Annotated in this window: 21 protein-coding genes; 11 read left to right on the forward strand and 10 right to left on the reverse strand. The window is 63.2% G+C overall.

Annotated elements, in window-relative coordinates:
- Window positions 1–31: 31 nt before the first annotated feature.
- The 6 genes from JQ587_RS13985 to JQ587_RS14010 form a co-directional block, all read right to left on the reverse strand.
- Window positions 32–694, reverse strand: a complete 663-nt coding sequence (locus JQ587_RS13985) for an outer membrane protein (protein ID WP_212425665.1) — start codon at window positions 692–694, stop codon at window positions 32–34.
- A 164-nt stretch (window positions 695–858) separates the two neighbouring features.
- Window positions 859–1,419 carry a TIGR02281 family clan AA aspartic protease gene (locus JQ587_RS13990; RefSeq protein ID WP_212425666.1) on the reverse strand — a complete coding sequence of 187 codons (561 nt, stop codon included), beginning with the start codon at window positions 1,417–1,419 and terminating at the stop codon, window positions 859–861.
- Window positions 1,420–1,447: 28 nt separating this feature from the next.
- Window positions 1,448–1,651, reverse strand: a complete 204-nt coding sequence (locus JQ587_RS13995; RefSeq protein WP_212302486.1) for a DUF1289 domain-containing protein — start codon at window positions 1,649–1,651, stop codon at window positions 1,448–1,450.
- A 44-nt stretch (window positions 1,652–1,695) separates the two neighbouring features.
- A complete protein-coding gene (locus JQ587_RS14000; RefSeq protein WP_212425667.1) occupies window positions 1,696–3,291 on the reverse strand; it encodes a sensor histidine kinase in 1,596 nt (531 codons plus the stop codon).
- 138 nt (window positions 3,292–3,429) lie between these two features.
- Window positions 3,430–4,707, reverse strand: a complete 1,278-nt coding sequence (nhaD, locus tag JQ587_RS14005; protein ID WP_212302488.1) for a sodium:proton antiporter NhaD — start codon at window positions 4,705–4,707, stop codon at window positions 3,430–3,432.
- A gap of 22 nt (window positions 4,708–4,729) precedes the next feature.
- Entirely contained in the window at window positions 4,730–5,602 is an 873-nt protein-coding gene (locus JQ587_RS14010) for an NAD(P)-dependent oxidoreductase (RefSeq protein WP_212302489.1), read from the reverse strand.
- A gap of 189 nt (window positions 5,603–5,791) precedes the next feature.
- On the opposite strand from JQ587_RS14010, the gene JQ587_RS14015 reads away from it, so the two are divergent.
- The 3 genes from JQ587_RS14015 (at window position 5,792) to JQ587_RS14025 (ending at window position 8,779) form a co-directional block, all read left to right on the forward strand.
- The gene (locus JQ587_RS14015; protein ID WP_249154316.1) at window positions 5,792–6,241 is read left to right on the forward strand and encodes a VOC family protein; all 450 of its coding nucleotides are present in this window, start codon (window positions 5,792–5,794) and stop codon (window positions 6,239–6,241) included.
- 108 nt (window positions 6,242–6,349) lie between these two features.
- A complete protein-coding gene (locus JQ587_RS14020; RefSeq protein WP_212425668.1) occupies window positions 6,350–7,498 on the forward strand; it encodes an Mrp/NBP35 family ATP-binding protein in 1,149 nt (382 codons plus the stop codon).
- A gap of 189 nt (window positions 7,499–7,687) precedes the next feature.
- A complete protein-coding gene (locus JQ587_RS14025) occupies window positions 7,688–8,779 on the forward strand; it encodes a TRAP transporter substrate-binding protein (protein ID WP_212302491.1) in 1,092 nt (363 codons plus the stop codon).
- A gap of 254 nt (window positions 8,780–9,033) precedes the next feature.
- Here the strand turns inward: JQ587_RS14025 and JQ587_RS14030 are convergent, their stop codons facing one another.
- Entirely contained in the window at window positions 9,034–9,240 is a 207-nt protein-coding gene (locus JQ587_RS14030) for a hypothetical protein (protein ID WP_212425669.1), read from the reverse strand.
- Window positions 9,241–9,298: 58 nt separating this feature from the next.
- Between JQ587_RS14030 and JQ587_RS14035 the strand changes: the two genes are divergently transcribed.
- The 3 genes from JQ587_RS14035 (at window position 9,299) to JQ587_RS14045 (ending at window position 11,712) form a co-directional block, all read left to right on the forward strand.
- On the forward strand, window positions 9,299–10,387 hold the full coding sequence (locus JQ587_RS14035) for a TRAP transporter substrate-binding protein (RefSeq protein WP_212302492.1): 1,089 nt from the start codon (window positions 9,299–9,301) through the stop codon (window positions 10,385–10,387).
- Between the two features lie 83 nt (window positions 10,388–10,470).
- Window positions 10,471–10,815 carry a YunG family protein gene (locus JQ587_RS14040; protein WP_212425805.1) on the forward strand — a complete coding sequence of 115 codons (345 nt, stop codon included), beginning with the start codon at window positions 10,471–10,473 and terminating at the stop codon, window positions 10,813–10,815.
- Window positions 10,816–11,049: 234 nt separating this feature from the next.
- Window positions 11,050–11,712: an HAD family hydrolase gene (locus JQ587_RS14045; RefSeq protein WP_212425670.1), complete on the forward strand. Its 663-nt coding sequence runs from the start codon at window positions 11,050–11,052 to the stop codon at window positions 11,710–11,712.
- A 79-nt stretch (window positions 11,713–11,791) separates the two neighbouring features.
- Here the strand turns inward: JQ587_RS14045 and JQ587_RS14050 are convergent, their stop codons facing one another.
- On the reverse strand, window positions 11,792–12,781 hold the full coding sequence (locus JQ587_RS14050; RefSeq protein WP_212425671.1) for an alpha/beta hydrolase family protein: 990 nt from the start codon (window positions 12,779–12,781) through the stop codon (window positions 11,792–11,794).
- Between the two features lie 287 nt (window positions 12,782–13,068).
- Window positions 13,069–13,305, reverse strand: a complete 237-nt coding sequence (locus JQ587_RS14055) for a hypothetical protein (RefSeq protein WP_212425672.1) — start codon at window positions 13,303–13,305, stop codon at window positions 13,069–13,071.
- A 205-nt stretch (window positions 13,306–13,510) separates the two neighbouring features.
- Here JQ587_RS14055 and JQ587_RS14060 point away from each other — a divergent pair, with 205 nt between their 5' ends.
- Both JQ587_RS14060 and JQ587_RS14065 read left to right on the forward strand, forming a co-directional pair.
- On the forward strand, window positions 13,511–14,185 hold the full coding sequence (locus JQ587_RS14060) for a response regulator transcription factor (RefSeq protein ID WP_212302497.1): 675 nt from the start codon (window positions 13,511–13,513) through the stop codon (window positions 14,183–14,185).
- A 1-nt stretch (window position 14,186) separates the two neighbouring features.
- Window positions 14,187–15,614 carry a sensor histidine kinase gene (locus JQ587_RS14065; RefSeq protein ID WP_212425673.1) on the forward strand — a complete coding sequence of 476 codons (1,428 nt, stop codon included), beginning with the start codon at window positions 14,187–14,189 and terminating at the stop codon, window positions 15,612–15,614.
- On the opposite strand, the gene JQ587_RS14070 is transcribed toward JQ587_RS14065, so the two are convergent.
- Complete coding sequence (locus JQ587_RS14070) at window positions 15,542–16,573, reverse strand: LacI family DNA-binding transcriptional regulator (RefSeq protein ID WP_212425674.1); 1,032 nt, start codon at window positions 16,571–16,573, stop codon at window positions 15,542–15,544. The genes JQ587_RS14065 and JQ587_RS14070 overlap by 73 nt on opposite strands.
- A gap of 65 nt (window positions 16,574–16,638) precedes the next feature.
- On the opposite strand from JQ587_RS14070, the gene JQ587_RS14075 reads away from it, so the two are divergent.
- The 3 genes from JQ587_RS14075 to JQ587_RS14085 all read left to right on the forward strand — a co-directional run bounded on the left by JQ587_RS14075 (window position 16,639) and on the right by JQ587_RS14085 (window position 19,626).
- Window positions 16,639–16,854 carry a hypothetical protein gene (locus tag JQ587_RS14075; protein WP_212425675.1) on the forward strand — a complete coding sequence of 72 codons (216 nt, stop codon included), beginning with the start codon at window positions 16,639–16,641 and terminating at the stop codon, window positions 16,852–16,854.
- 75 nt (window positions 16,855–16,929) lie between these two features.
- Window positions 16,930–17,898, forward strand: a complete 969-nt coding sequence (locus JQ587_RS14080; RefSeq protein ID WP_212302501.1) for a sugar ABC transporter substrate-binding protein — start codon at window positions 16,930–16,932, stop codon at window positions 17,896–17,898.
- 171 nt (window positions 17,899–18,069) lie between these two features.
- Window positions 18,070–19,626 carry a sugar ABC transporter ATP-binding protein gene (locus JQ587_RS14085; protein ID WP_212425676.1) on the forward strand — a complete coding sequence of 519 codons (1,557 nt, stop codon included), beginning with the start codon at window positions 18,070–18,072 and terminating at the stop codon, window positions 19,624–19,626.
- Window positions 19,627–19,676: the final 50 nt, after the last annotated feature.

Raw genomic sequence — 19,676 nt, forward strand, 5'->3', positions numbered from 1 at the left:
ATCGAAAAAACCGGCTCTTCGTCGATCGGTCTCAGCGGAACAGGTCGAAATGATAGTTTACGCCGACGCGGAAGCTGTGGAATTTCGCAGCGTTCCAGTCCGGCAGATTGTCATGCTTGAACTCGGTGTAGAGATATTCGGCTTTGGCCGACCATTTCGGTGCGAACGCCCATTCGACGCCACCGCCCGCCGTCCAGCCCATCTTCATCTTGTTGATCGGGCCGTCCTTCAATTCGCCGGTGGCAAGACCTGCGGTCCCGAAGAACAGCAGTCGTGAGTCCATCGTCGCGATGCCGGCGCGGGCGCGGCCGGTCATGTACCAGGGCAGGCTGATCGCAGCACTGTTCAGCGCGTCGTGGTTCTTGATGTCTCCACCTTCGAAATCGTTCTCGATGCCGACCACGAACATCGGCGAGAGCTGGTAGTTGTAACCGATCTGCACGCCGCCGATCGCGCCCTTGACCTTGCCGCCGCTTATCCCGACGAGATTGTTGAAAGCATTGTCGCCACTCTCGGCGTAGCCGGCGTTGAGACCGGCATAGAGACCGGTCCAGGAGTAGACTGGCTGCGGCGCCGTGTAGGCCGGCACGGCGTATCGCTGCGACAGATCGGCTGCGCTGGCATTGCCCGCGGCGAACGCCACGGCAAAGGGCAGAGCGCACGTCGCACGGCGTAAGGCGGCTCTCACAGTCATCACTTTCAATCTCCCACTTGGCCGGCTCCATCACGCAGGAGCGGCACTCGTCCAACCCGATCCGGGAATAGATCGTTTATAAACCGACTAGGCGGTTTGTAAATGGCGAAAACGCCACAGTGCAGTTGAATTGACTTGAGCGGGGAGGGCGCCGCAGCCCGTTCTCAATCGACCGCTGTGCGCGAGCGGCGATGGCTGCTTTGTAGTTCCGGGTAGCCGGTGAGCATCAGCGTGTCGGACCGCACGCCCCAGCTTTCCAGGCGATCGAGGAAGCTCATGCCGAGCAGATTGATCTTCATCTGTCCGCGCTGGACGACGAGCGCCGGCACCGATTTTTCGACGAGGTGGCCGACGGCGAGGCGGTCGATCGTGAGCCGCGCCGCCTTGGTGTGGCCGCCTGCGGTCTCGAGGTCGACGTCGTATTCGAGCATCTCGAGCGGCAGCCCGATCGCTTTCGCGGTTTCCCAGGTCAAAACCACCGAGGTCGCGCCGGTATCGATCACCATCGGCGCGGCAACGCCGTTGATCTTGGCGCGCAGTGCGAATTCGCCGCCTTGGCCGCGCTGGATCTGCACGGCGGGCGCTGGCGTGAGCGACGCAGCCGGTCCGCGGAACATGTGCGAGACCCTGTGGCTGGCGCGCGCGATCTGGTCGGGATCGCCATAGGCGACGACAGCACCAGCGGTACCGGCCAGCATAACGAAAACGAGCAGGAAGCGGATCATCGCGCGCCTCCGATGACACGCGGGCCAGTCAGGTGCGCTTCGGCGATTCCGCGATCGGCACAAGGCCAACATCCGCCATGCGTGCCGGCAGCAGCGCCATCACGGCGAGCCGTTCCGCGCTTTCCATGGCGTGCCAGCGCGCGATCTCCGGCAAAGTCCGGCCACAGCCGAAGCACAGCCTGGTTTTGGGATCGATCATGCAGACGGCGACGCACGGCGTTTCTTTGCTCATAGGGGTATAGTGATGGATCGTCGGGCATGTCTGCAAGCATCTCGTTACGAGCCCGTGCCTGCGCTCATGATCGGCTTGTGGCGCGGCCTGCGCTTCTCGTCAGGAACCATGGCACTCTCCGGCTGAAGCGGCGGCGCGTCCTCCGACAGCGGCGCCAGCGCGCTCATGACCCGCTCCGGCGGGAAGGTGACGATGACCTCGGTGCCGATGCGCAGCTTCGACTTCAGCGTGAAAGAGCCGCCATGCAGGTCGATCAAGTTCTTTGCGATGGGCAGGCCGAGCCCCGCGCCCTGTTCGGCCGATTTGATCGAATTGGAGCCCTGCCCGAACGAGGCGAGCACGACCGGGATTTCGTCCTCGGGGATGCCTGAGCCGGTATCCTTCACCGACAGATACTGTCCACCCGAAGCGGTCCAACCGGCCTTCAGCCAGATCTCGCCGCCTTGTGGAGTGAACTTGATCGAGTTGGAGATCAGATTGAGCACGACCTGGCGGATGGCGCGCTCGTCGGCCCAGAGCCGCGGCATGGCCTGCTCGAACACCTCGTGGATGGTGATGCCGCGGCTCGAGGCGCGCAGCTTCATCAAATGATGGCAGTCGGCGACGATGCCGACGAGCGAGACGGCTTCTTCGTTCAGTTCATAGCGGCCGGCCTCTATCCGCGACAGATCGAGGATCTCGTTGATGAGGTTGAGCAGGTGCACGCCGGAATTATGGATGTCGGCTGAATATTCCTTGTAGACCGGCACTGCATGCGCGCCAAAAATCTCGCTCTTCATCACCTCGGAGAAGCCGAGTATGGCGTTGAGCGGCGTGCGCAGCTCATGGCTCATCTGCGCGAGGAAGCGCGATTTGGCGACGTTGGCGGATTCGGCGCGGTGCCGTGCTTCATCCGAGATTGCCTTGGCCTGTTCGAGTTCGCCGATCAGGGCGTCCTTCTCGGCGCGCGCCTCCAATGTGGCGAAAGTCGAGGAGTGCAGGCGGTGCGCCAGCAGAACGAAATAGCCTTCGGCGGCGAGTGCGAGCGCACCGAGAACGTAATTGTCCAGCGAACCGGTCATCACGAAGCTCAGCGCCATGGCGACCGCAACCGGCGCTGTGGCGGCAAGGGCTGCGATCGGCAGATTGGCGGCGAGCATGCTCGATACTGCGATCACCAGCAGCATCAGGAACATCATCAGCGTTTCCGTGACCATATCGAGCACGGGATGGATCAGGATCGCCATCCAGCACAGGCCGTAGAGCAGGTCGAGCACGACAAAACGGGTCCGCCAGGCGCGTGTCGCGGTGGGCGAAGCAGGCTCAGCCAGGAAACGGCGACAGCTGCGGATCATCGCGCCATGGATGCAGAGCATGCCGGTGGTCCAGAGCGCGGCCGGGATTGGCTGCATCCACAACCCGAACAACACGCCGGTGGCGACGACCAGCAGCATCACGACATAGGAGGCCGACAGTCGCGTCTGTGCATATTGGCGCAACAGCTCGGCGTCGAAGGCCGGCCGGGTTCCGCTGGTGGACGTTAACTTATCGCGCGCCTCGCGCACCCGCTGCGCCGCAGCCCTTCGGCTGCTCGCTGATGGAGCGCTGACCGGCTCGGCCGGAAGCTGCACTACCTCAGGCTTTTCAGCGGGGTTACTCATCAAGCAACAACGATTCCTGCCCACGTCGGACGCGGGCCTTCTGCATTGTCTATCTCTGGCAAGAAATCCTTAAGAGGTGACTTAAGGAGCTAAAGAATTACGTTAACCAGTCGTTAATCTGGATCCGGCCGTCGCTGCTCAATTCAGCCACGCATGCTGGGCGACGTAGACAACGGCGCCGGCCAGGTAGCCCGCGAGCGCAGGCACCGCGATGCGGCGGGCGTACCAGAGGAACTCGATCCGCTCGAGCCCCATGGCGGCGACGCCCGCGGCCGAGCCGATGATCAGGATCGAGCCGCCGGTGCCGGCGCAATAGGCGATGAACTCCCAGAGGAAGCTGTCCGGCGGGTAGTGGCCAAGGTCGTACATGCCCATGGTCGCGGCGACCAGCGGCACGTTGTCGATGACGGCGCTGAGCAGGCCGAGCACGACGACGATGACGTCCTGGCGGCCGATCGTGGTGTCCAGCCATTTCGCCAGCATCGACAGCAGGCCCGCATGTTCGAGGCAGGCGACCGCGAGCAGGATGCCGACGAAGAACACGATCGAGCCCATGTCGATCTGCGTCAGTGCGTGCGCAAGCGACAGGGGGCGGCGCACGTGCTCTTCCTTGTCTCGATGGACGATGTCGCCGATCAGCCAGACAAGGCCGAGCCCGAACAGCACGCCCATGAATGGCGGGAGATGCGTGATCGCCTTGAACGCGGGCACCGCGATCAGTACGCCGAGCCCAAGAAAGAACATCAGATTGCGCTCGACCTGGCCGACGCCGAGTAGATCGCCGTCCTTCGGCGGCGGCGCGATGGTCTTCCCCTTCAATGCAAGACTGATCGCTACCAGCGGCACGAGCAGGTTGAGCAGCGAAGGCAGGAACACTGCACTCATGATGTTGAGCGGCGAGATCTGCCCGCCGATCCACAGCATGGTGGTCGTGACGTCGCCGATCACGGTCCATGCGCCGCCGGCATTGGCGGCGATGACGATCAGAGAGGCGAACAGCAGGCGGTCCTCGCGCCGCGCGATCAGCCGCTGGATGAGCGAGATCATGACGATCGTGGTCGTCAGATTATCCAGGATGGAGCTGAGAAAGAAAGCCACGAAGGCGACCAGCCATAGCAGCTTGACCTGGCTGGTCGTGTTGATGCGGGAGGTGATGACCTCGAAACCGTCATGCGCGTCGATCACCTCGACGATCGTCATCGCGCCGATCAGGAAGAACACGATCTGCGCGGTTGAGGCGACGGAATCGTCGAGCTGACGGCCGACCAGAGCGTGGTCGCCCGTCGTGATCCCATAGATCATCCAGAGCACACCCGCGCCGAGCAGCGCGGATGCGCTCTTGTTGATCCCGATCGGATGTTCGAGCGCGATCGCCGCGTAGGCGACAATGAAAAGTGCGGTGATCGCGATCAACAACGCGAGGTCAACTCATCGATTTTCAGCGCGACAGGCGTGCGAGCAGGCTCGACGTATCCCAGCGCTTGCCGCCCATCTTCTCGACTTCGGAGTAGAACTGGTCGACCAGCGCGGTCACCGGCAGGTTGGCGCCGTTGCGGCGGGCTTCGGCCAGCGAGATCGAGAGGTCTTTGCGCATCCATTCGACGGCGAATCCGAAATCGTACTTGCCGTCGTTCATGGTCTTGTAGCGGTTCTCCATCTGCCACGACTGCGCCGCGCCCTTGGAGATGGTTTCAATCACGGCGGCGACGTCGAGGCCCGACTTCTGGGCGAAGTGGATACCCTCGGAGAGGCCCTGCACGAGGCCGGCGATGCAGATCTGGTTGACCATCTTGGTCAGCTGGCCGCTTCCGGCGGGCCCGAGCAGTTTGCACATCCGCGCGTAGGCGCCCGTGATGATCGGCTCGGCGCCGGCATAGGCGTCCTGCGCGCCGCCGCACATGACCGTCAGCACGCCGTTCTCGGCGCCGGCCTGGCCGCCGGAGACGGGGGCGTCGATGAACTTGAAGCCGGCCTTGGTCGCGGCCGCATCGAGCTCGCGCGCGACCTCGGCGGAAGCGGTGGTGTGGTCGACGAAGGTCGAGCCCTTCTTCATGCCGGCGAAGGCGCCGTCGGGGCCGATTGCAACTGCGCGCAAATCGTTGTCGTTGCCGACGCAGCACATCACGAAATCCTGGCCCTCGGCAGCGGCTTTCGGGGTCGCTGCGGTCTTGCCGCCGAACTTGTCCGCCCACTCCTTCGCCTTGGCGGCGGTGCGGTTGTAGACGGTGACCTCATGGCCCCCTTTTTTCACGAGGTGTCCGGCCATGGGGAAGCCCATCACGCCGAGACCGAGGAAAGCGACTTTAGCCATATGTGTGTCCGCATCTTGAGTTTTACGGTTGCAGCCGGGCGAGGGGGCGCCAGCCGGGGTCCTGAAGTTCCGCCTGAGAGCGGACCGGGCGCACCATAAACCCTTGAGGGCAGAGGGCAACGGCTTCGTTTGGCGGCCTCCTGTGCTAGGATGGCGGACCTCAAGGACTTCAAAACAAGGGAGCGAAGCATGGCATCGGGTTTGGGCGGCGTGAGCGTTGGCGTGCTCGATCATTTCAACATCCGGACCCGGAATCTGGCCGAGACGGTCCGCTTCTACGAGGACGTGCTGGGCCTGGAGAAAGGCCCCCGGCCGGATTTCGCCTTCCCTGGCGCCTGGATGTACAGCGAGGGCAAGCCGGTGGTGCACCTCGTCGATATTTCCCCGACTTCCGAGCCGCAAAAGCCGGATTCCGGCGTTGTCCATCATGTCGCTTTCGTCAGCCGCGGCTTCGACGGAATGAAGCAGCGGCTGGCCTCAAAGGGCATGAAATTCGACTCCCGCCAGGTGCCTGGCGGCGACCTCTGGCAGATCTTCGTTCACGACCCCAACGGGGTCATGATCGAGCTGAATTACGAGGCGGCGAAGGAGCAGGGGACGGCGCCCGCCGAGATGGCTGACGATATCGGCAGGCAGTAGCCTTTTGGCCGTTTCCGCTCTAATGGGGCGTCCTGATGTCTTGAGCATGATCTGGTCGGATAACCGCTTCACACTTTTCCGAATCATGCTCTCTCTGGGAGATGCGCTTTGAGCGTGACGCAGCAACAGGTCCTCGACCGCCTCGCCAAAATCAAGTCGCCCCGCGGGGTTGCGCTTACCAATGCCAATGTGCTGAGCGCGATCAGCGCCTCCGACGGCAAGGTTTTCTTCTCGATCAACGTCGATGCCGCCGAGGCGCGAGCTTGGGAAACTGTTCGTGCTGAGGCCGAGGCCGCCGTCCGCGCCATTCCCGGCGTCACCACGGCGATGGTCGCACTGACGGCCGAGCGCAAGGCGGGATCCGCACCGCCGCCGCCCCCGCAGCCGAGCCGCGGCACGCCCGGCGTGCCGCCGGTCCACGCCCACAAGCCGCCGCCGCAGGGCGGCGCCCAATCGCCGATGGCGCGGCAATCCGAAATTCCGGGCATTGCCGCCGTGATCGCGGTGGCTTCGGGCAAAGGCGGCGTCGGCAAATCGACCACCGCGCTTAATCTCGCGCTGGGCCTGCGCGACCTCGGCCTCAAGGTCGGCCTGCTCGATGCCGATATCTACGGCCCCTCGGTGCCGCGGCTGACGGGCCTGCACGAGAAGCCGGAATTGGATGGCGAGCGAAAGATGATTCCGCTCCGCCGCTTTGGCCTTGCCATCATGTCGATCGGCTTCCTGGTCGAGGAAGAGACCGCGATGATCTGGCGCGGACCGATGGTGATGTCGGCGGTGACGCAGATGCTGCGCGATGTTGCATGGGGCACGCTCGACGTGCTCGTCGTCGACATGCCGCCGGGCACGGGCGATGCCCAGCTGACGCTGGCGCAGAACGTGCCGCTGAAGGGCGCCGTCATCGTCTCGACCCCGCAGGATCTGTCCCTGATCGACGCCCGCCGGGGGCTTGCCATGTTCAAGAAAGTCAACGTGCCCGTGCTCGGTATTGTCGAGAACATGAGCTATTTCCAGTGCCCGCATTGCGGCACGAAATCGGACATCTTCGGCCATGGCGGGGCGCGCCATGAGGCCGAGAAGCTCGGCGTCCCGTTCCTGGGCGAAATCCCGCTGCACATGGCGATTCGCGCCACCTCGGATGCCGGCAATCCGGTCGTGGACAGCGAGCCCGATGGACCCCATGCGGCGATCTATCGCGCCATCGCGGGGCAGGTCCGGGACCAGCTCAAGGGCGTCATCGCAGCCGCGCGAAGCTGATCTTTTGGGGACATGCGACTTTCGTCGCCCCCCGTCATGCCATTGTCGCGTTCCGCGAGGGTGGCTTCCGTGTTAAAGGCCCACGGCAGCGAAGCCCCACCGGTTTGACGCGGCCAGACCCGTGTCGCCGGAATGAGCGGCCATAACGAAGAAGTTCGGGGAAACGCCCCAGCAAGGAGAGACCTGAAGATGAAGCGTCGTGATTTCCTGAAAGTGTCGGCAGCAGGCGCGGCGGCGACCGCCGCGGTGGCCTCGCCGGCGATTGCGCAGTCCTCGCCCGAGATCAAGTGGCGCATGACGTCGAGCTTCCCGAAGTCGCTCGATACCATCTATGGCGGCGGCGAGCAGGTGGCGAAGTACGTCGCCGAGATGACCGACAACAAATTCCAGATCCAGGTGTTTGCTGCCGGCGAAATCGTCCCCGGCCTCCAGGCGCTCGACGCGACCTCGAACGGCACGGTCGAGATGTGCCACACCGTCTCCTACTACTATGTCGGCAAGGACCCGACCTGGGCGATCTACGCCTCGGTGCCGTTCGGCCTCAATGCGCGCCAGCAGAACTCGTGGTGGTACCAGGGCGGCGGCGAGCAGCTCGGCAACGAGTTTTTCAAGAAGTCGAACGTGATCGGCTTCGCCTGCGGCAACACCGGCACCCAGATGGGCGGCTGGTTCCGCAAGGAGATCAAGACCGTTGCGGATCTTTCGGGCCTGAAATTCCGCATCGGCGGCATCGCCGGTCAGGTGCTCCAGAAGGTTGGCGTCGTGCCGCAGCAGCTCGCCGGCGGCGACATCTATCCGGCGCTGGAAAAGGGCACCATCGACGCGGCCGAGTGGGTCGGCCCCTACGATGACGAAAAGCTCGGCTTCGCCAAGGTTGCGAAGTACTACTATTATCCGGGCTTCTGGGAAGGCGGTCCGATGGTCCACGCCTTCGCCAATCTGGAAAAGTGGAATTCGCTGCCGAAGAACTACCAGGCGATCCTCACCAACGCCACGGCCAACGCCAACAGCTGGATGGCCGCGCGCTACGACATGCAGAACCCGTCGGCGTTGAAGCGTCTGGTCGCCGGCGGCACCCAGCTCCGTCCCTTCACCAACGAAGTGCTCGAGGCCTGCCTCAAGGCGACCAACGAGCTGTGGGGTGAGATCTCGGGCAAGAACGCCGACTTCAAGAAGTCGATCGACGCCATGCAGGCCTACCGCTCCGACGAATACCTGTGGTGGCAGGTCGCCGAATATACCTACGACAGCTTCATGATCCGCTCGCGCACCCGCGGCTGATCCTCAAGCTCGAGCTGTCGGACTGAATGGCCCGGCCTCGCTCGCGAGGCCGGGCTTTTCGTTGGCGAAGCGGGAGGGCGCACTCGGAATCCGCAAAACAACCCCATGCACAGTAGACGTGGGTGAGGGCGGGACTCCGGATTGCTTCGCGGCGCTCGCAATGACAGGCGGACGGAGTTGGGCCGGCGCTTCCGCTTTGCATCCGCGGGTGTCGACGAAAGCGTTTGACGCGTCGGGCAAAACAGTGCGATAAATCAATAATCGAATAATCCGAAATTGGCGGTGTGGCGACGATTGCTTGCCCTCGCGATGTTGCGCCCTGCAGAGCGGATCGGCTCGCCCACCCGCTGCTGATCTAGCGCTTTAGTCGTAGGACCAAACGGTCTGGTCTCGCTGGTGAGGCCGGGCTTTTTCTTTGCCGCAGTGCGATCACGTTTGAAATCGCGAGAGCCTTGAGCCATGCTGATTTCCAAGCCTCGGCAAGAAGGCTCACAATCAGATCCATCAGGGCAGGACATCATGAAAAGAAGAGACTTCATCAAAGTCACAGGACTTGGTGCGGCCGGCGCCGCCACGCTCGCGGCTCCAGCGATCGCGCAGTCGATGCCGGAAATCAAATGGCGCATGCCGACGAGCTGGCCGAAATCGCTCGATACGCTCTATGGCGGCGCCGAGATGATGAGCAAGCTGGTTGCGGAAGCGACCGACAACAAATTCCAGATCCAGACCTTTGCCGCCGGCGAGATCGTGCCGGGCCTGCAAGTGCTGGACGCCGTGCAGAACGCGACCTGCGAGATCGGCCATACCGCGTCGTACTACTATTTCGGCAAGGACCCGACCTTCACCTTCGGCTCGTCGGTGCCGTTCGGTCCGAACATGCGCATCAACCAGGCCTGGTACATGCAGGGCGGCGGGCGCGAGGTCCTCAACGAGTTCTACAAGAGCTACAACGTCATCTCGCTGCTGGCGGGCAACACCGGCTGCCAGATGGGCGGCTGGTTCAGGAAAGAGGTCAACACGCCCGGCGATCTCAGCGGCTTGAAATTCCGCATCGGCGGGTTCGCCGGCCGCGTGCTGCAGAAGCTCGGCGTGGTGCCGCAGCAGCTCGCCGGCGGCGACATCTATCCAGCGCTGGAGAAGGGCACCATCGACGGCGCCGAATGGGTCGGCCCCTATGACGACGAGAAGCTCGGCTTCTACAAGATCGCGCCGCACTACTACTATCCCGGCTGGTGGGAAGGCGGGCCGATGCTGCTCGCCTTCGTCAACCTCGACAAATGGAACGCGCTGCCGAAATATTACCAGAGCGTGCTGGAGCAGGCCGGCCACACCGCCAACAATTACATGATGGCGCGCTACGACACGGCCAATCCGCTGGCGCTGAAGAAGCTGCTCGCAAGCGGCGCCAAGCTGCATGCATTCTCGCCGGCGATCATGGATGCCTGTTACAAGGCGGCCAAGGAGCTGCACGCCGAAGTAGGCGCGACAAACGCCAACTTCAAGAAGGTTCACGACTCCCTCGCAAAGTTCTCCAGCGACGGCTACGCCTGGTTCCAGGTCGCCGAGGTCGGGTTCGACGTCTTCATGGCGCGGCACGCGCAGGGCTGAGCGCGGCGTCTTGCGAATGCAGGCCCCGGAGCGCAAGCGCCGGGGCCTTTGCGCGCGGGGGCCCCACGAGATAGCAAGTGACGATGAGCTTCGATCCCCATGCGGTTCAAACCGCGCTGTTCAAGGCTTGGTCGTCGTCGACGGCGAGCCAATGGACGGCGGACAATCCCGCAGCAGGGCAATGCAACGTCACGGCGCTGCTCATTCACGAACTCTTCGGTGGCGACCTGCTGAAGACACCGCTGCCGGCCGGCGATCATTTTTACAATCAGATCGGAGGCCGGCGGTACGACTTCACGGCGAGCCAGTTCGATCAGCCGATCGCTTACGTGGACTTGCCGGCAAACCGGGCCGAGGCGGAGCAGGGGGCAACGAGTGGGCAGCTGGCCGAGCTGAGGGAAGCCTTTCAGAGGCAACGTATCAAATGAGTTGGACCGTAGGGCGGCTCGCGCGCAGCGAAATTCATCATCTCGTGCCGGGTGACCACATGCTGGTCATGATTGCCACGTCGTGCGATGGGTCTCGCATCGGGCCGAAGGCGTCAGGTCGATCGCGCCATGGAGCCCCGGATCGTAAGACCCAGAAAATGTCCATTGGTCTCTCGCGCGACTAATCTCCGACAGCTGTTTGTTGCAAGGTCGAAATTCAGCGGAATCTTGTCAATGATCCCAAAGCCCCTTAAGGCCGTCGTTTTCGATATGGACGGATTGCTGCTCGACACCGAGGCGCTTTACCGTGCGGCTATTTTCGCCGCTTGTTCGGCACAAGGGCGCCAAATGGTCGACCATGTGCATCTCAGCTTGATTGGTGCGCCGAAGGATCTAGGTGACGAAAAGCTTATTGGCTATTTTGGACGGACGTTTGATCTTGACCGTTACCATTTAGCCTGCACGGAACATTTCGACGGTCTGTGCGCAACTGCAATTCCACTTCGTCCCGGTATTACCGACCTTCTCAAAGTTCTGCGCGACGCGGCCATCCCCATGGCCGTCGCAACGTCAACCGCACGATCAAAAGCTGAAGCGCAGTTAAAGAAGGCGGGAATCTTCGACAAATTTGACGTGCTCGTCACGCGGAGCGACGTTGAAATAGGCAAGCCCCATCCCGAGACTTTTCTAAAGGCGGCCACACTCCTCAGCGTCGATCCACCAAGTTGCCTAGCACTCGAAGACTCGCACAATGGAGTTCGTGCGGCAGCGGCGGCGGGAATGTCTACGATCATGGTCCCCGATCTGCTCCAACCGACCCCGGAGATCGCAGGTCTATGCGTCGGCGTGTTGCGGAGCCTGGATGACGTTCGGATCAGGATTGCTCAGCAGCTATAGCGGCCGTGCACCTTCTTGGATGTCTCTTTTGGGCGGGCCGAAGGGCGAAGGCGGAAGTGAACCAATCCAACGAAGCTGGTCAGTCCTTCAGATGCTCCCGGAAGAACGCCAGCGTGGCTGCGTTGAGCTGCGCGTGAAACGCGGCTCGATCAAATCCGGGCCTGTCGGTGCAGATGTTGGGGCGCTTCTTCGCCAGCTCCGGCGTGCAGGGCGGAAGAAAGGCGTAGTGACCGGCATTTTGCACCAGGTGGAAGTCCGGCTTGACCGGCAGGTCGCGCATGATCGTTGACACAAAATCCAGCGTGACTTCGCCGCCGGTCTGGTCATCTCCGCTCAAGGCCGAAGCCCAGAGCTGAATCGGGATTTTCACGTCCTTCAGGCCATCGGGGCCGAACAAGGGACCGAAAGCCGGGTCGGCAATGACAAGGGCTTTGACGCGCGCGTCATGCACGAATGTCGGTGTTGGGGTCTCGTTCTTTCGCAGCTCCGCGCAGCCGGGGTTTGGAGAACTCTCCGGGCACAGGGCGATCATCTTGCGCAGATCGGGATTGCCGCCCGCAACGACCAGGCCGGTGTAGCCGCCGCGTGAGAAGCCAAAGAAGCCGATGCGCCCGGGGTCGAGCTTTGCGTGATCAGGCCATGCAGTAAGCATGTCGTCGATCACGCGCTTGATGTCTGCCGGACGCTCCGTCAACACCGCGAGCGTGTCCGCGCGGCTCATGCCGCTGGAGCCCGCATCGACCGGATGATCGAGCGCGACAACGACGAAGCCGCCATCAGCGAGCACCTCGGCCGTGTCGTGGTGACCGGTGAAGCCACCGCCATAGCCGTGCGAGATCACGATCAATGGCAGCTTGTCTCCAGATACGGGGCAGTTCTGCGTCGCACGCAATGTCATGGTGCGAAGCCCGACCTCGCTGGGCGGCTCGCTGCAGGGCGACCACACGGCGGCCCTGAGCTCAGGAAGGCCGGCCTCGGCCGGCACGGTGACGAGACGAAAGCCGGCCGCCTGGGCCAGCGTCGTGATCAAGCAGATGGCTGATGCGAGCGCGAATTTGAGGACGTGCATGCGTTACTCTAGCTGGCGGTCTGGTTGTGAAGCGGATGCAGGATGGGGTGAGCGAAGCGAAACCCGTCATCTCTCCCGCGGTGACGAAGCGATGGGTTTCGCTGAGGCTCAACCCATCCTACAAGTTGGCTGCCTCGTAACGGGCCGCCGTATCGATGGACGGTGCTGCCGTTCTTCGAAACGAGAACTTCATTGCTGATCGTCGCCGTCTTCACCGCCGGTCTGACGATGGTGATCGAACACGTGCTCTGAAGTTGCTAAGCCCTGTTCGAACCGTTGAGCCTGGTCTACCCCCTGACGTCATACTGCTTGCTGAGGTGATCGCCGATCTGGACCAGCATGGCGACGCATTCGGGGTAGCCGGGGCGATCGGAGGTGGCCTGATCTGCGTCGGCTCGAAACTCCCAGGAACCGCCGTCGCGAACGATCGAGATCGTCATTCCATCGGGACAGTCGGCGTGCACCTTCAATTCGGCCCTCGCCATCGCGATCAGTTCGCTTTCGGATTTGACCAGTCTGCTCATGAAGCCCCTCTCTCTGGATTGCGGCCGAATATTGCTTGCATCGGCCAGATTATCAGACAGCATCTGATCTGCTTACACCAAGCTGACAAGAGGTCGCCGGCCAGCCGTGCTCTTTTTCGCTGGCCCGACCGTCCGGAATGCTGGAAAAGAGCACAGATGCGGCGCAAGCCGTATGATGACACCGGAACATCCGGCCGGGAATGCGATGCGCCTTTTGATCGTCGAAGACAATGCCGAACTGTCGCGGCTCGTAGCCAGCGGGCTGGCGGGAGCGGGCTACGAGAGCGATATCGTTGCCAGCGCCGAGGAGGCGCGCGAGGCGGTGCACAATGTCAGCTATGCCGCGATGATCCTCGACCTCGGCCTGCCCGACGGCGACGGCCTGTCCGTGCTACGCGAGCTGCGGCGGCAGATGGAACCGCTGCCGGTGCTGGTGCTGACAGCGCGCGGCGGGCTGCAGGACCGCGTCAACGGTCTGCGCAGCGGCGCCGACGATTACCTCGCAAAGCCGTTCGCGATGGAGGAGCTGGTGGCGCGGCTGGAGGCGATCCTGCGCCGTCCCGGCCAGCTGCTCGGCCGTTCGCTGCGGCTTGCCAATCTCGTTTACGACACCGAGAGCCGGCAGATCTTCGTCGACGACAAGCCGCGGATCATCTCGTCGCGCGAAACCTCGGTGCTGGAGATCCTGCTGCGCCGGCAGGGGCGGGTGGTGCCGAAGAAGAACGTCGAGGATCACATCTTCGGGCTCGAGGGCGAGGTCGCCTCGAATGCAGTCGAGGTGTATGTCTCACGGTTGCGCAAGCAGCTTGCCGAGCACGGCGCCAAGGTCGTGATCCACACCATCCGCGGCGTCGGCTACATGATGGCCGAGGAGAAATAGCGTGGCCCAGGCTGGATCCCAAACCGGATCCAAGGTCCGGTCGTCGACATTCAAATCGCTGATCTCCCGCATCGTGTTCTTGCACATCATCGCGGTTGCGGTGGTTGCGATCTTCCTGCCGCTGGTCCTGCTGTGGCTCTTGAACTCCGAGATCGATCAGCTGCATCGGGCTGCGATGCGGGCCCAGGCCGAGGCGCTGGCCGAGCGTATCGCGGTCCAGCCCGACGGCAAGGTGACGTTCAATCTGCCCGACAGCCTCCGCGGCCTCTATTCGGAAGCCTATGGCCGCTACCAGTACGACATCCGCGATGCCGAGGGGCGCCTGCTGTTCTCGTCGCACAGGAAGACCGGCGGTCTTGAGTCAGAGTCGATTTCCGGTGCCGGCGTCACCCAGACGATCGGCGACACCACGGTTCGCATTCAAGTGGCCGAAGACCTGTCCCATCGCGACGTCATCACCGACGACATCGTATCCAACTTCTTCCGCCGGGTCGGGTGGATCACCATCCCCATTCTTCTGGTGCTGCTCGCCACCGATATCTTCATCTTCCGCCGCGCGCTCGCGCCGCTCTGGATGGCCTCCGAGGAGGCCAGCAATATCGGCCCGTCGCGCACCGACGTCCGCCTGCCGACCGAGCAGATTCCGCGCGAGATCATGCCGCTCGTCACAGCCGTCAACCGGGCACTGGATCGCCTCGAGGACGGCTTTCGCGTGCAACGTCAGTTCACCGCCGATGCCGCGCATCAATTGCGCACGCCGCTCGCGATCCTGCGGACGCGGATCGAGACGCTCGGCGACGGTGCGGCAAGGCAGGTGCTGCATGACGACATCGAGGGCATGAGCCGCATCGTCGCGCAGTTGCTGGAGATCGCCGAGCTCGACACGCTGGTGCTCGATCCCGGCGAGACCGCTGATCTGCGGGCCGTCTGTGCCGAGGTGGTCGGCGCGATCGCACCGTTGGCGATCGCGCAGCACAAGGACATCGCGCTCCGGGGCGCCGATGCGCCGGTGATGATCCACGGCAATTCCGAGATGCTGCAGCGCGCGGTCTTCAACCTCGCCGAAAACGCCATCAAGTTCACCGCGAAGAACACCTCGGTCGACGTCGAGGTCGGCGACGATGGTTCGGTGCGCGTGCGCGATTGCGGTCCGGGCGTAACCGAGGCCGAACGCGAGCTGATCTTCCAGCGCTTCTGGCGCAGGGATCGTCAGCGCAGCGACGGTGCGGGTCTCGGTCTTTCGATCGTGCGCGGCGTCGCCGACGATCACGCCGCAACGGTTGCGGTGGACAATCTTCCCGGCGGTGGCGCCGAGTTCACGCTGCGCTTCAGGCTGGCGGAGGTGGGCAGGGAGCCTTATCGCGACGCGCTCGCCGCCGGCTCCAACACCGGTTCCGTCGAGGACTCGCGCACGACGAGTTCGCACTGAAAAAGACTGGGCTTCCCGGCCTTCGGCAGCTCGCGCAGACCGAGCAGCGAGGAGACCGCCGCGTTCGCAATCTGCGCCATCGGCTGGACGATCGTCGTGAGGCGCGGTGTGATGAGGTTCGACAGCGGGATGCCGTCAAAGCCCACGACAGACAGGCCCGCCGGGATCGGAATGCCGAGGTCGTTGGCGGCCCGCAGGCAGCCGATGGCCTGCTGGTCGGAGCTGGCAAAGATTGCGGTCGGACGCTCGGCTCTCGGCCTCGCGAGCAAAAATGTGCCGGCGGTACGGCCGCTCTCATAGTCGAAGGCCGCGTTGACGAAGAGCGGTTCGATCTTCACGCCCTTGGGCGCAGGAAGAGTGCGCATGACGTCGAGATATCCCTGGAGGCGATCGTCGGCGGGGCGCGAGCCGGACGGGCCGGCGATGCAGGCAATGCGACGATGCCCGAGCTTGGCGAGGTAGTCCACCGCGACGCGCGCGCCGCCGCGGTGGTCCGCTGCGACGCCAGGATGATGGGGGAGGACGCGGTCCACCGTGATCAGGGGCAGCCCTTTGGGCGCCTTGATGGCGTGAGGGCTGTTGCAGGGAACGATGATGATGCCGTCGACCTTGCGCCCGGCGAGCTGCGCCAGCCGATCCGCCTCCTTGGCGGCATCGTCGAACGAGGTCATGAAGATGACGTTGTGGCCGCGATCGGCCGCGGCGCGCTCGGCGCATTGCACGAGCTCAGCGAAGAACGGATTGGTCAGGTCCGGAATGACGATGCCGATCAACCGGCTGACCTTGCTGCGCATGCTGCGGGCGAAGGGGTCGGGCCGGTAGCCGAGCTCGTGGATCACGGCCTTGACGCGCGCGCGCACCTCTGGCGTCACCGATGGATGCTCATTGAGCACGCGCGAGACGGTGCCCACGGCGACGCCGGCGCGCTCGGCAACGTCCTTGATTCCACGCTTTGCCATCAGGCCTCAGTGATTAGCGCGCAGGACAGACGACCAGCAACTGGCGCTTTGACGAACGCACCGGTTTGAAAGCCTTCAAAGCGCCGAGCCAACAGTTGGTCAGTCTTCCTGTCCATTTGGAAACGGTTCATCACTATATCGATGAACTGCTTTGGAGGCAAAGGCTGGGAGGAGACGTTGGACTCGATCCGATTGCTCGATTTGTTCGCCGAATAAAGCGCAATATGGCTGCGGCGCGAGTGCGCGAGCGCTGGTGGCTTGAAACCCGCTTCCAGTTCTGATACCCAAAATTTGGAAACGTTTCATCGTGCCGCCGCAATGGCCGGCACAAGAAAGCGTTCAACAGGGAGGTGGAAATGGCGAATTCGACGCGCAAATCCGGAATCAGCCGCCGTCAGATCGTTCTGGCCGGCGCAGCAGGTACGATCACCATCATGTCCGGCGTCCGCCCGACATTTGCCGATGGCAAGCCGAAGGTCGGCCTGGTCATGAAGTCGCTCTCCAACGAGTTCTTCAAGCAGATGCAGGCCGGCGCGGACAAGTTCGCCGCCGAGAACAAGGACAAGTTCGACTTCAAGGCCGTCGGCATGAAGGACGAGCGTGACTTCGCCGCCCAGGTCGACGCGGTCGAGAACTTCGTCACCCAGAAGTACGACATCATCGTCGTTGCGCCTGCCGACTCCAAGGCCATGGCTACGCCGCTTGCCAAGGCCGTCAAGGCCGGTATCACCGTCGTCAATATCGACGTGCCGCTCGATGCCGGCGCCAAGAAAGCCGCGGGCATCGATCTCGCCTTCTTCGGTCCCGACAACCAGGCCGGCGCCAAGCTGGCCGGCGATGCGCTCGCCAAGGCTCTCGGCGCGGGCGGCAAGGTCGTTATCCTCGAGGGTAACCCCGAGGCCGACAATGGCAAGCAGCGCAAGCAGGGCTTCATGGAGTCGATCGCCGAGGGCAAGCTCCAGCTTCTCGACAGCAAGACGGCGCATTGGGAGACCGAGGAAGCCAATACGCTGATGACGAACTTCCTGACCAAATATCAGGACATCCAGGGTGTGATGGCCGCCAACGACTCCATGGCGCTCGGCGTCGTCAAGGCGCTGGATGCAACCGGCAAGAGCGGCAAGATCAAGGTCGTCGGCTTCGACAACATTCCGCCGGTGCAGCCGTTGATCAAGAGCGGCAAGATGCTTGCGACGGTCGAGCAGTTCGGCGCCCAGATGGCCGTCAACGGCATCAAGTACGGCCTGCGCCAGCTCGCCGGCGAGAAGTTCACCGGCTGGATCAAGACCGACGTCAAGCTGGTCGAGGCCAAGGATCTTTCATAAAGGAGGATCTTTCATAAGCAGGATCTTTCATAAGAAGGATCTCGCCCAGATCTCTCGCTCGCATCTGCGATCATAACCTGTCGGGACGCCTGCATCTTGCCGGCGTCCCGATTTTGGCGAAGATCATCTTCGCATATCCATCCTTGTTCGCGACGGGGAGCGCACCCTCTCATGCATGGCGATGAGCCGAGTCGTCCTCGCGCCGAGACGATTGCGAACGCCGAAAGCCCGATCCTCAAGCTGCAATCGGTCGGCAAGCGCTTTCCCGGTGTCGTCGCGCTGCGCGACGTCTCCTTCGAGGTCGCGCGCGGCTCGGGACACGTGCTGCTCGGCGAGAATGGCGCCGGCAAGTCGACCCTCATCAACCTGCTCGGTGGTGTACTACAACCGGATGACGGATCGATCTGGTTTGACGGCGCGCCTTATCGCCCGACTTCGCCGCTCGAGGCCATCAGGGCCGGGATTCGCGTCGTCCACCAGGAGCTGCATCTTCTGTCCAACCTTTCGGTGGCGGAGAATCTGCTGTTCGAGCAGCTGCCAAGCCGGCGGGGCCTCGTCAGTTTCCGCGACATGAACAGGCGCGCGGCCGAGTTGCTTGCGGAAGTCGGCCTCGACGTTTCGCCGACCATGGAGGTCGGCCGTCTCGGCGTCGCGCAGATGCAATTGGTCGAGATCGCGAAAGCGCTTTGCCACGAGAGCAAGCTGCTCGTTCTCGACGAGCCCACGGCGACGCTCACTGTCCGCGAGGTCGATCGTCTCTTCGAGATCCTGCATCGTCTGAAAGCCAAGGGCGTGACCACGCTGTACATTTCGCATCGGCTCGAGGAGATCTATGAGGTCGGAGATCAGGTGACGGTGCTGCGCGACGGGGCCCACGTGACCACGCGCGCGCTTGCGGGGCTCGATATCCCCGACATCGTGAAGCTCATGGTCGGACGAACCATCACCGGCCAGGCGCCTATCGATATGGATGCACCGATCGGCGATGAAGCGCTTGACGTGACCGACCTGAAGCTGACCGACGAGAGCCCTGCCATTTCGTTCTCGCTTCGCAAAGGCGAGATCGTCGGCATCGCCGGGCTCGTGGGATCCGGTCGCACGGAAATGGTTCGCGCGCTGTTCGGGGCCGATCCGAAGGCCGCCGGCACGATCCGGATCGACGGCCAGGAGGTCGACATCGCCTCGCCCAAAGATGCGGTGGCGCACGGCCTGTGCCTTGCGACCGAGGACCGCAAGGGGCAGGGGTTGCTGCTCGAGATGAGCTGTGCCGAGAACATGACCATCACCGACCTCCTGCGGGTGTCGTGGCGCGGACTGCTCCAGCGCAAGCAGGAGAATGACAACGCGCAGCGGTTGGTGAGGGAGTTGCGGGTCAAGACGCCGTCGATCCATCAGGCGGTCCGGACGTTCTCGGGTGGCAACCAGCAGAAGGTTGTGATCGCGAAGTGGCTGTTCCGCGGGCCCAAGACACTGATCTTCGACGAGCCGACGCGCGGAATCGATGTCGGCGCCAAGGCCGAGATCTACGAGCTGCTCGGAAAGCTCGCGCTGGAGGGCAAGAGCATCCTGGTGGTCTCGTCCGATCTGCCCGAGCTGATGGCGATCTGCCACCGGATCCTGGTGTTCTCGAACGGACGGATCACCGGCGAGGTGCCGCGCGCCGAGTTCGACGAGCACCGCATTCTTTCTCTCGCCTATCAGGAGTACAGCCGTGTCCGAGCAAGTTGAGCGCGCCACCGAGCGGAAGGCGCGCGTCAAATGGGACAATCTTCTGCGCA

Origin of the sequence: Bradyrhizobium manausense, assembly GCF_018130615.1 — a bacterium.
In the GTDB taxonomy this organism is placed as follows: domain Bacteria; phylum Pseudomonadota; class Alphaproteobacteria; order Rhizobiales; family Xanthobacteraceae; genus Bradyrhizobium; species Bradyrhizobium manausense_A.